Below are 15,222 nucleotides of genomic sequence, written 5' to 3' on the forward strand. Positions count from 1 at the left end.
ATGGCGTCGACCTTCGTACCGCCGCTGCTGGCACCCTTCGTCCGCCTTTACGGCAAGAGCGTGCGGCCAATCGGCCGCCTCGGCCACATGCTGGTGTTCTTCGTCCGGGCGATTGTCGCGATCCCGTTGTCGCTTAGGCACTATCGCGCCGAGTTCGTTCGGCTGCTGTCGGACGTCGCGTGGGGCAATGGCTCCTTGGTGGTGGGCGGCGGAACCGCCGGGGTGGCGATCGTCCTCGGCATCACCGTCGGCGCACTCGTCGGCATCGAGGGGTACAACTTCCTCGACCTACTCGGTTTGGGGCCGGCGACGGGAATCATCTCTTCGCTGGTGAACACCCGCGAACTGGCCCCGATCGCGTTGTCGTTGGCCTTCGCCACCCAGGCCGGCTGCCGGTTCACCGCACAGCTGGGGTCCATGCGTATCGCCGAAGAGATCGACGCCTTGGAATCTCTTGCGATTCGCCCGATTCCGTATCTGGTGACCACCCGACTGATGGCCTCGGTGGTCGCGGTTGTCCCGCTTTACGTGGTCTGCCTCGCGGTCAGTTATCTGACCACACAGGTTGTGGTCCGCATCATCGGCGGGGGCTCGACCGGCTCATATCTGCACTACTTCACCCTGATGCTGTCCGGTCAGGACATCCTCTACTCGCTGCTCAAGGCCATCATCTTCGTGTGGATCGCCACGACGATCCAGTGCTACTACGGGTTCTATGCCAGCGGGGGCCCCGAGGGCGTGGGGGTCGCCGCCGGCCATGCCATGCGTGCCAGCATCACGGTGGTGATCATCGTCAACATGCTGCTCACCTTGGCGCTGTGGAACATCGACAGCGGAGCAAGGTTCGGGGGTTAGGTGGCGAACAATTCCTTTGACCTGGACGGGCGCGGACCCAGCGATCGCCGGCTGGCCGGTGCCGGGCTCGCGGTTGTGCTTGTGGCAGTGGTGATTACGACGGCTCTTTTGGTGAAGGCAACGGGACGGCTGGATCCCTTCGTGCGCGTGGTCGCGAATCTCGTCAACGTCGGAGACGGACTGCCGCAGCGATCCGACGTCAAGTACCACGGCGTGCTGGTCGGCGCCGTCGAGGGTGTGACCCCGGCCGCGCATGGCCACCCCAACATCGTCCAGATCAACCTCAACCCGGAGTACGCCGGATCGATCCCGGCCACCGTCACCGCGCGGGTGGTGCCGAGCAACGTCTTCGCGGTGTCCTCGGTGCAACTGGTCGACCGCTCCGAGGGTGGCGGCCCGGCGATCAGCGCGGGCGCGCAGATTCCGGAGGACACCGAGTTGCCCACCGTGTTGTTCCAGACCACCATCAGCAAGTTGCGCGACGTCCTGGCCGCCACCGGGCGCGGCCGCGAGGACAAGACGGTGGGCATCCTGGCCGCGGTGAACGCGGCCACCGAGGACCGCCGCACCGAGTTGCTGGCCGGCGGTGCGCAGCTGAACAGGCTCGTCGACCAGATCGATGCGATCGTGGCCACCGATGCAGGTCCGACCACGGTTTCGGCACTCATCGAGGCCACTCGGGGATTGCAGGCGACTGCGCCGGAGTTGATCGACGCGCTGCACACGGCGGTCGGGCCCATGCAGACCCTGGTGGAGCAGCGTGCGCAACTCGACGCGCTGGTCAGCAGCGGCGTGCACACCGTGGGCACTACTCGTACGGCGCTGAACAACCACACCGACCGGCTGGTCACGATCACCACCGAGATGACCCCGGTGATCGGCAACCTGGCCGACACCTCGCGCCACTGGTTGCCGGCCTTCGTCAAGCTCAACGGGCTGTCCGACAAGTTCTTCACGGAGGTTTGGAAGTCCGAGCGCGACATCGGGAACATGCGGATGAATCTGTCGTTCACCCCGACCTACACCTACACACGAGCCGACTGCCCGCGGTACGGCGAGTTGAAGGGGCCGAGCTGCTACACCGCACCCCTGGTGGTCACTCGACCCGAGCTGCCCGATGTGCTGCTGCCGCAGAACTATCAGGCGCCCGCTGATTTGGCACCTCCGCCGGGAACGGTGGTCGGGGAGAACGGCAATCTGGTTGCCGTGGGTCCGCCGCTGGTCAACCCGAATCCGAGTTTGGCCGATCCGAATCCGCCGCTGCCGCCGTGGATGTCGCCTGCCCCACCGGTGCCCGGAACGGCGAATGACGCATTGGTCCCGATACCGCCGCCGCCGGTGAATCAGTCTCCGCTCGCCCCGGTGGCGCCGAAACCGGGTGACCCGCCCCTGCCAGCGCCCCCCGGCCCGCCACCGGCACCGGTGCCGGTGCTGCCCGCCGAAGCCGCGCCGGCCTCGTTCGGAGGCAACGTCGGTCCGGTCGGCAGCGCGCAGGAGCGCGCGGCGCTCAGCGCCGCCACCGGCCAACCGGTCACCACGGCAACGCAGTTGCTGCTCGGCCCGGTGGCCCGCGGTATGACGGTGAGGTCGGTGGAATCGGCTGTGGGAGAGGAGCCCCGATGAAGTCGCGCGGTGCACTGATCGGGCTGTCGCTGTTCATGGTCCTTGCTCTGACGTTGACCTGGCTTGTCTACGTCACTCTGCGTCGGGACGTGGCCGGGTCGACGGCGCCCTACGCGGCAGTGTTCACCGATGTGTTCGGGCTGCGCGACGGTGACGACGTGCGGATGGCCGGTGTGCGGGTGGGACGCGTGGAAAGCATTGAACTGCAGGGCAATCACGCCAAGGTGTCCTTCGTGGTGCAACGTGACCAGCAGGTGCTCGGCACCACGGTGGCCTCGGTGACGTACCAGAACATCGTCGGTCAGCGGTATCTCGGGCTGTCGCTGGGCAGCCTCGGTGAACCGGATCCGCTGCCACCCGGCAGTGTCATCCCGGTCGAACAAACGGACCCGTCATTCGACGTGGGCACGCTGCTCAACGGGTATGAGCCGCTGTTCAGCCTGCTCGACCCGCGGCATGCCGACAATCTCACCCAAGGGGTCATCCAATCGCTGCAGGGCGACGAGGCGTCGATCACCGCCCTGATCGACCAGACCGCACAGCTGACCGACGCGTTCGCCGGGCGCGACGAGGAACTCGGCGGTGTGATCACCGACTTGAACGTGGTGGTGGCCAATCTGGCCCAACACAACGACGACCTCGATCACATCGTCGGCGAGGCCAGGTCGGTGGTATCGACCTTCGACGCGCGTCGGCCCGAGCTGGTGGAGTCGATGGGCTCGATCGCGGCGGTGGTACGTCAACTGTCGGCGATCTCCGACGAGGTCTACCCGCCGCTGAACGAGCTCGTCCAACGCCAACCGGGCTTCGCAGCGCACATGCTCGGCATCGAATCGCAGTTGGCGTTCGTCGGTGCCAATCTGCCGCTGATGCTCAAGGGGTTTGCGCGCATCACCGGCGAAGGCACCTACGCCAACGCCTACGCGTGCAACCTGGACGCCACCGCGTTCTTCCCCGGACTCAACGACGTGACACCGATCGTCGTCGACGCCGCCACCCCCGGCAACAAAGCCCGCTACACCCCCAAGTGCAGGAACATGGCCAATGGCTGATCAGACATCAGGGACCCGACGCAAGCGCCGCCCGCTGGAGAACTACAACAAGACCTGGCTGGGAGTCGTTGCCGTCGTGGTGGTCTCGGCGCTCGTCGGAACACTATTGTTGTTCAAGGTGGCCGATTTCGGCTACCGCCGCTACACCGCGCACTTCCTGCAGGCCGCAGCGCTGCAACCGGGCAACCCGATCACCGTGGCCGGGATCCCGGTGGGCGAGGTGGCGAGCATGGACCTTGCGGGCGACCACGTCGAGGCCGGTCTGAGGGTGCGCGACGACGTCGTGCTGGGCGAGAACTCCCGGGCCTCGATCAAGATCACCACGATCCTGGGCTCGCGCTACCTCGCGCTGTACCCCGACGGCCCGGGTTCGCTGCCGGACGCCACCTTTGACCAGACGCACACCGAGGTGCCCTACGACCTGCAGGAGGCGCTGTCCGACGTCTCCACCACTTTCGAGCAGGTCGACTCCGACAAGTTCGCCCAGACGTTGGCGATTCTCGGAAAACAGCTGGAGACGCTGCCCCCGGTGGTTCCGCAGGCGCTGGAGAACACCCACACGCTGTCGACGATCATCGCGCAACGCCGTGACCAGTTGGGTGAACTGCTGAAGACAACCGAATTGGTCAGCACCACCCTGCGCCGGCAGCAGTCCACCATCGGCAATCTGGTGGATCAGGGGAACTCTCTGCTCGGAGAGTTCGTCGCACGGCGCGCCACCTTCCACGCGATGATGGACGCGCTGACCAACCTGGTGGAAACCTTGAGCGGCATCATCATCGACGACCGCCCCGAGTTGGAAAAGCTGCTGACCAACTTGGGTGAGCTGTCCACCCTGCTGGGTCGAAACGACGGCATGGTGCGCAGCATCCTTCAATCCGGCCCGATCGCGGTGCGCAACCTGACCAACGTCACCGGCACCGGCAACGCCATCGACTTCAACGCCTCCAGTGGTCTGCTGGTCGACTCCTGGATGTGCGCAATCAGCGGCCGGGCCAAACAGTTCGGCCTGATCGAGTACTACCAGGACTGCAAATGAGCGCCATGAAGAGCACCAGGTCCAAGGTCATCGCCATCGTCGCCGTCGGCCTGGCCGTGGCACTGGTGGTCGGTGTCGTGGCGGTGAAGTTCGTCAACGATCAGCTCGACAGCATCACCGTGACGGCCCAGTTCGACAGCGCGGCAGGCCTGTACGAGGGCAATGTGGTCGCGGTGCTCGGGATGCCGGTGGGCAAGGTCACTCAGATCAGCCCGAAGGGCGGATACGTCGAAGTCGAATTCACCGTCGACAAGGACGTCAAGGTTCCCGCGGATGTCCAGGCCGCCACCATCTCGAACTCGATTCTGACGGATCGCCAGATCGAGTTGACCCCGCCGTACCAGAGGGGCCCGGCCCTGCAGAACCATGACACCATCGGCCTGAACCGCACCCGCACGCCGGTCGAATTCGCCCAGGTGCTCGATGTTCTCGACAAGCTGGCCCTCTCGTTGCGCGGCGATGGCAAAGGCAACGGGCCGATCGCCGATGTGATCGACGGAAGCGCCGCGGTCGTCGACGGGCGAGGTCAGCAGATGAAGGACGCACTGGGCGAGCTGTCGAATGCGTTGCGGCTCAGCGCCGATCGCGGCACCGTGACCAAAGATCACCTGACGGCCATCATCCGCAACGTGAGCTCGCTGTCTGATGCCGCGGCTCGCAACGATACGACGATGCGGGAGTTCGGTTCGTCCGTGCGGGCACTGAGTCAGATCCTCGCCGACGAGGATCTCGGTAGCGGCACCACCGGTAAGAAGATCAACGAGGTGCTGACCCATACCGGTGAGGTCCTGGAGAAGCACCGGGAATCCATCAAGGATCTGGTCGCCAACGGCGACATCGTCTTGAAGACGACCGTCGACCACGAACGCGACCTGATGGAGTTCCTCGATGTCGCGCCGATGACCTTGGACAACCTGTACAACGTCGCCGACCAGAAGAACGGTGCTCTGCGGGTCAAGGTGGTCACCGACAAGATCTTGTTCGACAACCAGTTGATCAAGGAGGTCTGCAACATGATGGGCCTGCGCCAACTAGGTTGCAGCACCGGGACGTTGCAGGATTTCGGACCCGACTTCGGGTTGAGCTACATGCTGGACGGACTCGCGGCGATGGGGCAGAAATGACGGCGACGATGCAAATCCGCGCCAAGGCCGCGGTCGCGATGACGGCCTGCCTGACTATTTCCGGTTGTGCCACAGACGGGTTGGCCAGTCTGCCGCTGCCGGCACCGGGTGCGGGATCGGGCGGATATCGGCTGACCGCGGTGTTCTCCAACGCACTGAACCTGCCGGCGAACGCGAAGGTGAGGCTCGCCGGTGCCGATGTCGGTCAGATGGAATCGATGGTGGCCCGCAACTACACCGCGGTGGCCACGCTGCGGATCATGGACGGAGTGCTGCTACCGCAGGGCAGCACCGCCGAGCTGCGCTCCGCGACACCGCTCGGAGATGTGTTCGTGGCCATCCAACCGCCAAGCCCGGCGCAACCGGGTGCGCCGCTGCTGGGTGACGGCGACACCATCGACCTGGAATCGACGAGGGCCGCGGCCACTGTCGAATCGCTATTGGGTTCGGCGGCGATCCTGGTCAACGGCGGGGCAGTGCGCAACTTCACCAACGTCATCAACGGCCTCGGCAAGGCGACCGGAGACCAGGGCGAAGCGTTCGGAACCCTCATCCGCAAGACGAACCACACCCTCGGCAAGCTGAATGCGCGATCGGAAGAGATTTCGACCGCGATGACCGAGACCTCACGGCTCGCCTCCGAGATCGCCGCCAAGAATGACGTGATCAGCGAGGTGATGGCGCAAGCACGTCCGGCCACCGACACCCTGGCGACCCACACCACCCAAATCGCCGATCTCGTCGAACAGCTCGGCGATGTCTCCGTCCAGTTGCGCAAATTCCCGTCGATCGCGGGTACCGACACCAGCGGTCGCAGCGTCATCGCCGATGCCAACACCATTGCCAAGGCCTGGAACGACGTCGCGCTCGCTCCGGACGCCACGCTCTTCGCGCTCAACCGGCTGATGCCGCCGTTCATCAAGACCCTGACCAGCAACGCCATCGCGTTGGACGCCAGCGTCGACCGGCTGGTGCTCGGATCCATCCCCGACATCGGCTACGACGGTGACACCGGTTTGCACGGGCCGAAGCGGCACGACTGGCACCAGCTGGTGGGCACGTTGAAGTACACGCTGTGGCGGCTGCAGGAGAGGGTCGTGGGGAAGGGACCCGGGGTGCCGCAGATCCCGGTGATCCCGAGTCCGACCGAACCCGGCGAGATCATCGCGGTTCCGCAGGCGCCGACACCGGCGCCGGTTCCGCCGACCGCCCTGCCCGCAGAGGCCCCACGATGATCGCCGGCGCCGCCGATCGAATCCTCGGTGTCGTCCGGTTCGGCTATCGCCGCCGCGCCTGGCTGTCGGCGCTCGGGTTGGTCATGACACTCGTCGTGGCGACGGCCTACCTGTTGTTCGGCGCGCTACGGGTGAACCCGTTCGCGTCGAGCTACCGTCTGATCGTCGCGTTACCGGCGTCGGGAGGGCTGTTGCCCGATCAGGACGTGACCATGCGGGGTGTGCCGATCGGACGGGTCGAACGCCTCGACATCACCCCGGCCGGCGTCAACGCGGTCGTCAATGTCCAGTCGACGGTGCAGATACCGAAGTCCAGTGACGTCCGGGTGTCGGGGCTGTCCCCGGCTGGAGAGCAGTACATCGACTTTGTCGCCGACGGGAATTCGGGTCCGTTCCTGGCCGACGGCGCCACCATCGGCCAGCGCAGGGCCACCGTTCCGGTCGGCCTGGCCGATCTGCTGGCCAACGCCGACGGGGCGCTGGCTCAGGCGGACATCGCCAAACTCGAAGTCATCAAGAAAGAACTGAGCCTCAGCGAAGCCGGACCGCAGAAGCTCGCGGACATCGTGGACGGGGGCACCTTTCTCCTGTCCACCCTCGATTCAGTGTTGCCGGAGACGAGCTCCATGTTGCGGACCAGCCAAGTGGCGTTCACGTTTCTCGCCGACAAGAACGCTGGAATCGACGTCGCCTCAGACAATCTCGCCGAGAGTTTCGCGGGTATCAACACGATGCGCGAAGGTTACCGCCGCCTGACCGACCAAACGCCGGACACGCTGGCAGCGGTGGACAACCTCTTCCTCGACAACTCCGACACCATGGTGCAACTGCTGGGCAATCTCACCAACACCTCCCGGCTGCTGTATCTGCGAGTGCCGGCGCTCAACGCGCTGTTCCCATCACACCGCACATCGGTGCTCGACGCACTGGGTTCCGCGATGCACACCGGCGGGCTGTGGGGCACCGCCGAGATCTATCCGCGTTACACGTGCGACTACGGCACGCCGAAGCGGCCACCGTCGTCCGCGGACTTTCCGGAGCCGTTCATGTACACCTACTGTCGAGACGACCATCCCGGAGTCCTGGTCCGCGGGGCGAAGAATGCGCCACGGCCTGCGGGCGACGACACCGCCGGACCGCCACCGGGTGCCGACCTCGGCCGCCAGACAGATCCGAGCCCCAAGGGGCGCTACACCATTCCGACGCCCTACGGCGGCCCGACGCTACCCATCGAACCGCCCCGCTGACCGAGCCATCCGCTAGGAGTTGATGATGCCCGTGAACACCGAAGACCGCGATACCGGCGAAAAGCCTGACGCCGCAGACACAGCAGAGAAATCCGCAGCTCCTGCCGAGGCCTCCCCGGAGACCTCCGCCGAGGCCGAGGCCGAACCGGACGACGACGGCGACGGCGGTGGTGGGAGCGACGGCGTCGAGACGGCCCGACGCGGTTGGCGCCACCCGGTGCTGCGAGGCGCCGTGGTTGCGGTGTGCGTGGTGCTCCTCGCGGCGACCGGTTTCCTGGGTTGGCAACTGTGGCAGGAGCGTCAGATCGCGCAGGCCGGCGAACAGGCCCGGCAAGCGGCGGCGGACTACGCAAAGATCTTGACGAGTATCGATTCGGCGAAGGTCGATGAGAACTTCGACGCGGTGCTCGACGGAGCGACCGGTGGGTTCAAGGACATGTACTCGCAGTCCAGCACGCAACTGCGGCAGTTGCTGATCGACAGCAAGGCGACGGCCAACGGGGTCGTGCTGGATTCGGCAGTCCAATCGGCAACCAAGGAGAAGGCGGTCGTGCTGCTGTTCGTCGATCAGTCGGTCTCCAACACCAACGTGCCCGACCCGCGTATCGACCGCAGCCGCATCAAGATGACCATGGAGTACGTCGACGGACGTTGGCGGGCAAGCAAAGTCGAACTTCCGTAATGATGCGCCGGTTCATTCGCGGGGGTGCGGTCGCTGTGGTGGCGACGGCCGTGTTGGCCACCGCATCACCCGTGTCGGCGTCAGCACCCTCGTTCTGTGATGAGCTGGGCGGTCAGTGGGACGGGCAATTCTGCACGACATCGGTGGTTTCGGAGCGCAAAGCGGTCCGAAACATCAGGATGGCGCTGCCCGGCGATCTCGTGGAGAACCCCGTCATCCGGGAGTACCTCACCAACCTGATGAACAACTGGCGCAACGCGGCGAAGAAGCAGGTCCAGAACAGCTTCGGAGAGCAGCAGTTCCAGATCTTCCAGCACGGCGAGGCGATGACGGCCGTCTTCCACGAGATGTACTCGGGTACGGTCGGTACCGACGCCCTGGCGCATCCGAATGCGCCCATCGTCAGCGATGCCTACCGGACCTTCGCCTTCGCCGGCGGGCGGCAGTTGCAACTGGCCGATCTGTTCAAACCCGGCGTCGACCACCTGGCCGAGATCCCGCGCCTGGGTGCGCCGTTCATCGTCGCTGCCCTCGATGCCGCACCGCCGCCGCACCAGCCCGGCACCTATCCGTTCACCCCCGACCGCTGGACCCCGGACAAGGTGTACTCCGGCGCGTACAAGGCGTGGGCGCTGACGCCGGACGAACTGGTCATCTACATGCCGGATTATCCGGTGGGCCGGGACCGCCCCACCAACTTCACCCCGGGGATCATGCAGTGGTCGATGGACGGGGGGACGGTGCGGGCCCACATACCGCTTGCGGCGCTGGCGCCGATCCTGCGCCCCGAATTCGGTGGTGGGTAGGCGTGTTCCGTTGGGTGGTGACGGTTCTGGCGGGGCTGCTGCTCGTCACGGCAGCGCCGGGCCAGGCGGAGCCGGCCACGCCGACACTGCCGGTCTTCACCCCGTACCCGTCGGACTGGCAGCCCGACTACCGGCCGTTCCCGTACAACCTCTGGCAGATCCGCGTCACCCCGCAGCAGATCACCGCGCAGCGCGAATCCTGCCAGTGGATCAACGCCCAGTACGGCGATCTGATGAACCAGGTCTACGGCTTTCAGCACTTCCTCGCCGACCGGGGTGACAACTGGTCACGGCCCGGGGTCACCGAGGCTGGCGACATCGTAGCCGCGAACCTCGACCAGTCCGCGGCGTTCCTGGACCCGCGAGCGCACACGCTGTTCATCGTCAACTATCCGGATCAGAGCGAGTATTCGCCGCTGTTCCACGGCGATTCGATCTACCGGCTCTGGTACCAGTTCACCCAGATCAGCGACAAGATCACAAAGCGGATGCCGTCCGGGCAGATCAACGCCAACATCGCGACCGCCAACGTCTACGGTCGAGTGATCCGGGATTCCGCGGTGTGCACCGGCGCGTGACCGAATCCGGCGCCACGCGCCCGTAGGCTTGCCGCAACGACGACGCCGGGAGGTCCCATGGCCCCAGTCGACGGGGACACGCTTCGAACGGCGATTCTTCGGATGGCGCGCGACCGCGGCCCGAAGAGCAGCATCTGCCCGTCCGAGGCGGCACGCGCGGTCGGCGGCGACAACTGGCGCGATCTGATGGATCAGGCGCGTGATGCCGCCCGCGAACTGGCCAGGGCCGGCGAGGTGGAGGTCACCCAGAAGGGCGAGGTCGTGGACCCGGATGCACCCTGGCGCGGACCCGTTCGGATCCGCATCCGGTAGTTGCGATCGACCGGACCTCCTCTGTCGTAGGGAAACGCCCGATTTAACTGGGCCTGTGGCTCCTTAGCGTCATCGCTTGAGATCGATCGCGCCGAGCGGTGTTGTGGCCGCCCGCCCAAAGGAGAAACACGGTGGCACACAGTCTCTTGCGGCATTGCGTGTTCGCCGCCCTTGCGGCGGCGGCTGCTGCCGCTCTCGGCGTGGTCGTGCCACCGGGCATCGCCGCGGCCTCCCCCGACACGTGCGTGCAGGGATTCGTCTGGCGGGAGGCCTCACCGAGCGACCACGTCTGCGTCACTCCAGCCGAGCGTAGTGCGGCCGCACAACAGAATTCGCTCGCTGCGCAACGTCGCGAGCCGGCCGGCGGTGCTTTCGGTCCGGACACCTGCAAGCAGGGCTTCGTCTGGCGTGAGGCGTTCGCCGGCGACCACGTCTGCGTCCCAACGGATGTTCGCGATCAGGCGGCCGCCCAGAACGGCGCCGCGGCGTCGCGGGTGGTCAAACCCGCACCGCTGCAGGGACCGGGTGTGTCCTGGGAGCAGAGGCCCGTCGGCGGGCTGACCGCCCACATCCAGGACCGCAGCGGGAAGGCCGCGCAGTGCACGTACACGTCGGACTGGTACTCGCGCGGGTTCTTCCTTCCCGCGAACTCCACCTTTGATCTGGTGATCTTCCCGGCGGTGCCGAAGTTCCAGAACTGGGACATCACCATCTCGTGTGACAACGGTACGAAGACTCAGACCACGACGTTCTTCTGACTCGCCTGCGCTCACCGGCGGTGTCAGACTGCCCCGCCGGTGAGCGCTGCGGACCGTCAGCGGGTCAGCTTGTCGGCCTCAGCCCGCGCCTGTGCCGCGACCTTCTCGGCGAGTTCGGCCTTCCACTGCAGTTCCTTCTGGACCCACGGATTGTCCTGCGGGAACTCCTCGGTCTCCGACACCCGCCGCACCTCGAGCTTCACGCCCGGTCCCAGCGGCACCTTGCGCGCCCATTGTTTGGCCTCCTCCTTCGACGACACGTCGAGGATCCAGAAGCCGTTGAACAGTTCTTTGGCCTCGGTGTAGGGGCCGTCGGTGACCGCCGGTGGGTCGGAGTTGAAGTCCACGACGAACCCGTCCTCCGGCCCGGTGAGGCCTTCGCCGGCCAGCAGCACACCGGCCTTGATGAGCTCTTCGTTGTAGCGACCCATCGATTCGATGACCTGGTCGAAGTCGATCTCCTGCTCGGCCATGACCGCCTCGGCCTCCGGCCCAACCCGCATGATCAGCATGTAACGCGCCATTGTCGTCTCCTTCTCTTTCAGTGGTGAAGGGGCTGGTTCGTGTCTGTGTTCAGGGTGCCCCTCGCAACTACGTCGAACGGCGACCCCCGGATTTCGACACGGCGACGAAATTCCTCCGAACTTTCTGTTGCTACCGGGAAACCGCAGGTCATGCCGTTAGCATTCGCCCATGCCCGCCGCTGACCTTGTTCTGACCGGGACCGTGCTCACCGTCAACGACGCACAACCGACCGCGGAGGCGCTCGCGGTCTCCGACGGGCGCATCGTCGCCGTCGGGGACCGCGCCGACGTCGAGTCCTGGATAGGCCCGGAGACCGAGGTTGTCGATGTCGGCGACGGCTGCGTGCTGCCGGGTCTGGTGGAGGCTCACGGGCATCCGCTGATGGAGGCGATCGCGGTGTCCGAGCGGATGGTCGACATCCGCCCGGTCACCGTGACTTCCGCCGACGCCGTCGTCGCCGCGGTTCACACGGAGGTGGCGCGCCGCGGACAGCAGGGCGCCTACCTCAACGGGTGGGATCCATTGCTGCAGAACGGGCTTCCGGATCCGACGCTGGCGTGGCTCGACGGCATCGCGCCGGACAGTCCGCTGGTCATCCTCCACAACTCCGGGCACAAGGCGTTCTTCAACAGCGCCGCAGCCACACGGGCGGGGCTCCACCGCGACATCCCGGATCCGAAAGGTGCTCGCTTCGGCCGTGACGCCGACGGCGGTCTGGACGGGACCGCGGAGGAGGCGGCAGCGGTGTTCCCCCTGCTCGCCGGTGTCGTCTCACCGAGCGACTATCCGTCGATGTTGATGGCGGAGTGCGCCCGGCTCAACCGTGCCGGACTGACGACGTGCTCGGACATGGCGTTCGATCCGGTGTTCCGGCCGCTGCTCGACGGTCTGCGTGGCGATCTGACAATTCGGCTGCGCTCCTACGAGATCTCCAACCCTCAGATGACGAGCACCGCGCGACCGGGCGACGGGGACGACATCGTGCGCCAGGTGGGAATCAAGATCTGGGTCGACGGCTCACCGTGGATCGGCAACATCGATCTGACGTTCCCCTACCTCGACACCGCCGCCACTCGGACCATCGGCGTGGTGCCGGGCTCCTGCGGGCACGCCAACTACACCCGCGAACAACTGCGCGAGATCGTCGGCGCCTACTTCCCGCTCGGCTGGCAGATGGCGTGCCACGTCCACGGCGATGCCGGGGTGGACACGATCCTCGACGTGTACGAGGAAGTGCTGCAGGAACATCCCCGGCCCGACCACCGGCTGCGTCTCGAGCACGTCGGCGCGATCACCGACCAACAGTTGGAGCGCGCGCACGCGCTCGGCGTCACCTGCAGCATTTTCGTCGACCAGATCCACTACTGGGGCGACGTCATCGTTGACGGCCTGTTCGGGCCGGAACGCGGGAACCGGTGGATGCCGTGCGGATCGGCTGTCGCGACCGGTATGCGGATCTCGCTGCACAACGATCCGCCTGTCACCCCGGAGGAACCGCTGCGCAACATCAGCGTCGCGGTCACGCGTACAGCGCCGAGCGGACGGGTGCTGGGCCCGGAGGAACGGTTGACCGTCGATCAGGCGATCCGCGCCCAGACGATCGACGCCGCGTGGCAGTTGTTCGCCGACAATGTGATCGGTTCCATCGAGGTCGGCAAGTACGGTGACCTGGTGGTCCTCTCGGCTGATCCGCGCAGTGTGGCGCCCGAGCGGATCGCCGAACTCGACGTCCGCACCACGTATCTCGCCGGCCGTTGCGTTTACGCCAAACACAACTGACAACGGCCATTGTCGTGGCACGCTTTCGATATGTCTGCGCTGCCGGAACCGCGTTTTCTCGATGACCGACTCAGCCACTGGGCTCGCACCACACCCGACGCTGAGGCCATCGTCTACCTCGACCGGACCTGGACGTGGGCGCAGTGGGACGACCGGGTCCGTCGGCTCACCGGGGCGCTCACCGAGTTCGGTGTCGGGCATGGTGACGCCGTGGCGTTCCTCGACAAGAACCACCCCGCGTGCGTCGAGCTGACTTTCGCCGCGGCGTCGCTGGGCGCGGCGAACGCGGTCGTCAACTTCCGCCTGGCCGGTGACGAACTCGACTACGTCCTCAACGACAGTGGGGCCAGAGTCCTGATCGTGGGTCGCGAACTGCGACCCGCCATCGACGGAGTCCGGGACCGGCTCACCCACGTCGAGCACGTCATCGAGGTGACGCCCGACGGTGAGGACGGTGACGAATACGAGGCGCTGCTGGCCGGTGCCACACCGACCGGCCGCGCCGACGACGTCGAGCCCGGCGACGTCTGCGTGATCATGTACTCCTCGGGGACCACCGGTAAGCCCAAGGGCGTCGAGCTGACGCAGACGAACCTCATCGCCCACACCGTCAACGGCCACGAAGGGTGGAGTTTCGACGAGGGCGACAAGAACATGGTGTCGATGCCGCTGTTCCACGTCGGCGGCCAGTCCTACGTGCAGGTCGGCATCCACGACGGCGTCCCCACCGTGATGACGCGCGAGGCGGACGGAACCGCGCTCGCCGGCGCGATCCTCGCGGGAGCCAACCGCACGTTCCTGGTGCCTGCCGTGCTCGCGAAGGTGCTCGACGCCGGTCCGGACGCGGTCAAGCTGTTCGGTGCGCTGAAGACCTTCTGCTACGGCGCGTCGCCGATGCCGCTTCCGCTGCTGCGGCAGGCGCTGAAAGCCTGGCCCGACACCGATTTCAGACAGGTGTACGGGTTGACGGAGGTGTCCGGGGTGATCAGCCACCTGATGCCCGAGGCGCACCGAGACACCGAACATCCGGAGCGGCTGGTCAGCGCCGGTCAACTGATCCCGAACGCCGAGTTGCGGGTGACGAACCCCGACACGGGTGAAGAGGTCCCGACCGGACAGCAGGGCGAATTGTGGTTCCGCACGCCACAGCTGATGAAGGGTTACCACAACAAGCCGGAGGCGACGGCAGACGCCGTCACCGCCGACGGCTGGTTCCGCACCGGCGACGTCGGGCGGATCGACCCGCAGGGTTACCTCTTCGTCGAGGACCGGCTCAAGGACATGATCATCTCGGGTGGGGAGAACGTCTACTCGATCGAGGTGGAGCGGGTGCTGGCGGAGCATCCGGCGGTGACGGAGGTGGCGGTGATCGGCGTGCCCGACGAGAAGTGGGGCGAAGCTGTCAAAGCGGTTGTGGCGGTGGAGGGGTCAGCATCTGAGGAGGAGTTGACCGCATGGTGCCGCGAGCGGCTGGCACGCTACAAGTGCCCGCGGACCGTCGGCATCGTCGACGAGTTGCCGCGCAACCCGACCGGCAAGATCCTCAAGAAGGAACTGCGCAAGCCGTTCTGGGAGGGCCGGGACCGGGCGACGGTGTGAGGTCGGCG

Annotated in this window: 15 protein-coding genes; 14 read left to right on the forward strand and 1 reads right to left on the reverse strand. The window is 66.2% G+C overall.

The window, feature by feature from the left end; genetic code table 11:
* The 12 genes from I7X18_RS04160 (at position 1) to I7X18_RS04215 (ending at position 11,311) form a co-directional block, all read left to right on the forward strand.
* A complete protein-coding gene (locus I7X18_RS04160; protein WP_193044418.1) occupies positions 1 to 855 on the forward strand; it encodes an ABC transporter permease in 855 nt (284 codons plus the stop codon).
* On the forward strand, positions 856 to 2,478 hold the full coding sequence (locus tag I7X18_RS04165; protein WP_193044417.1) for an MlaD family protein: 1,623 nt from the start codon (positions 856 to 858) through the stop codon (positions 2,476 to 2,478).
* The gene (locus I7X18_RS04170) at positions 2,475 to 3,530 is read left to right on the forward strand and encodes an MCE family protein (RefSeq protein ID WP_193044416.1); all 1,056 of its coding nucleotides are present in this window, start codon (positions 2,475 to 2,477) and stop codon (positions 3,528 to 3,530) included. Before I7X18_RS04165 ends, I7X18_RS04170 begins: the two co-directional genes overlap by 4 nt.
* Positions 3,523 to 4,569: an MlaD family protein gene (locus I7X18_RS04175; RefSeq protein ID WP_193044415.1), complete on the forward strand. Its 1,047-nt coding sequence runs from the start codon at positions 3,523 to 3,525 to the stop codon at positions 4,567 to 4,569. The genes I7X18_RS04170 and I7X18_RS04175 overlap by 8 nt, the downstream gene beginning before the upstream one ends.
* A 5-nt stretch (positions 4,570 to 4,574) precedes the next feature.
* Positions 4,575 to 5,693 (forward strand): MCE family protein, encoded by a 1,119-nt coding sequence (locus I7X18_RS04180; protein ID WP_193044414.1) that lies wholly within the window; start codon positions 4,575 to 4,577, stop codon positions 5,691 to 5,693.
* Positions 5,690 to 6,928 (forward strand): MlaD family protein, encoded by a 1,239-nt coding sequence (locus I7X18_RS04185; RefSeq protein ID WP_226862934.1) that lies wholly within the window; start codon positions 5,690 to 5,692, stop codon positions 6,926 to 6,928. The genes I7X18_RS04180 and I7X18_RS04185 overlap by 4 nt, the downstream gene beginning before the upstream one ends.
* Positions 6,925 to 8,175, forward strand: coding sequence for an MlaD family protein (locus I7X18_RS04190; protein WP_193044413.1), 1,251 nt, complete (start codon positions 6,925 to 6,927; stop codon positions 8,173 to 8,175). The genes I7X18_RS04185 and I7X18_RS04190 overlap by 4 nt, the downstream gene beginning before the upstream one ends.
* 25 nt (positions 8,176 to 8,200) lie before the next feature.
* Positions 8,201 to 8,857, forward strand: coding sequence for an Rv1363c family protein (locus tag I7X18_RS04195; protein WP_193044412.1), 657 nt, complete (start codon positions 8,201 to 8,203; stop codon positions 8,855 to 8,857).
* Positions 8,857 to 9,663, forward strand: coding sequence for a mannan-binding family protein (locus tag I7X18_RS04200; protein ID WP_193044411.1), 807 nt, complete (start codon positions 8,857 to 8,859; stop codon positions 9,661 to 9,663). Before I7X18_RS04195 ends, I7X18_RS04200 begins: the two co-directional genes overlap by 1 nt.
* 17 nt (positions 9,664 to 9,680) lie before the next feature.
* On the forward strand, positions 9,681 to 10,241 hold the full coding sequence (locus I7X18_RS04205) for a hypothetical protein (protein ID WP_404822729.1): 561 nt from the start codon (positions 9,681 to 9,683) through the stop codon (positions 10,239 to 10,241).
* A 57-nt stretch (positions 10,242 to 10,298) separates the two neighbouring features.
* Positions 10,299 to 10,553, forward strand: a complete 255-nt coding sequence (locus tag I7X18_RS04210; protein WP_193044409.1) for a DUF3253 domain-containing protein — start codon at positions 10,299 to 10,301, stop codon at positions 10,551 to 10,553.
* Positions 10,554 to 10,684: 131 nt separating this feature from the next.
* Positions 10,685 to 11,311 (forward strand): hypothetical protein, encoded by a 627-nt coding sequence (locus I7X18_RS04215; RefSeq protein WP_193044408.1) that lies wholly within the window; start codon positions 10,685 to 10,687, stop codon positions 11,309 to 11,311.
* Between the two features lie 56 nt (positions 11,312 to 11,367).
* Here I7X18_RS04215 and I7X18_RS04220 read toward each other — a convergent pair whose 3' ends face one another.
* Positions 11,368 to 11,835, reverse strand: a complete 468-nt coding sequence (locus I7X18_RS04220) for a YciI family protein (protein ID WP_193044407.1) — start codon at positions 11,833 to 11,835, stop codon at positions 11,368 to 11,370.
* A gap of 169 nt (positions 11,836 to 12,004) precedes the next feature.
* Here I7X18_RS04220 and I7X18_RS04225 point away from each other — a divergent pair, with 169 nt between their 5' ends.
* Together I7X18_RS04225 and I7X18_RS04230 are read left to right on the forward strand one after the other, a co-directional pair.
* Positions 12,005 to 13,615, forward strand: coding sequence for an amidohydrolase (locus I7X18_RS04225; protein ID WP_193044406.1), 1,611 nt, complete (start codon positions 12,005 to 12,007; stop codon positions 13,613 to 13,615).
* A gap of 30 nt (positions 13,616 to 13,645) precedes the next feature.
* On the forward strand, positions 13,646 to 15,214 hold the full coding sequence (locus tag I7X18_RS04230; RefSeq protein ID WP_193044405.1) for a long-chain-fatty-acid--CoA ligase: 1,569 nt from the start codon (positions 13,646 to 13,648) through the stop codon (positions 15,212 to 15,214).
* Positions 15,215 to 15,222 lie beyond the last annotated feature (8 nt).

This window comes from Mycolicibacterium baixiangningiae, assembly GCF_016313185.1.
Taxonomy (GTDB): Bacteria; Actinomycetota; Actinomycetes; order Mycobacteriales; family Mycobacteriaceae; genus Mycobacterium; species Mycobacterium baixiangningiae.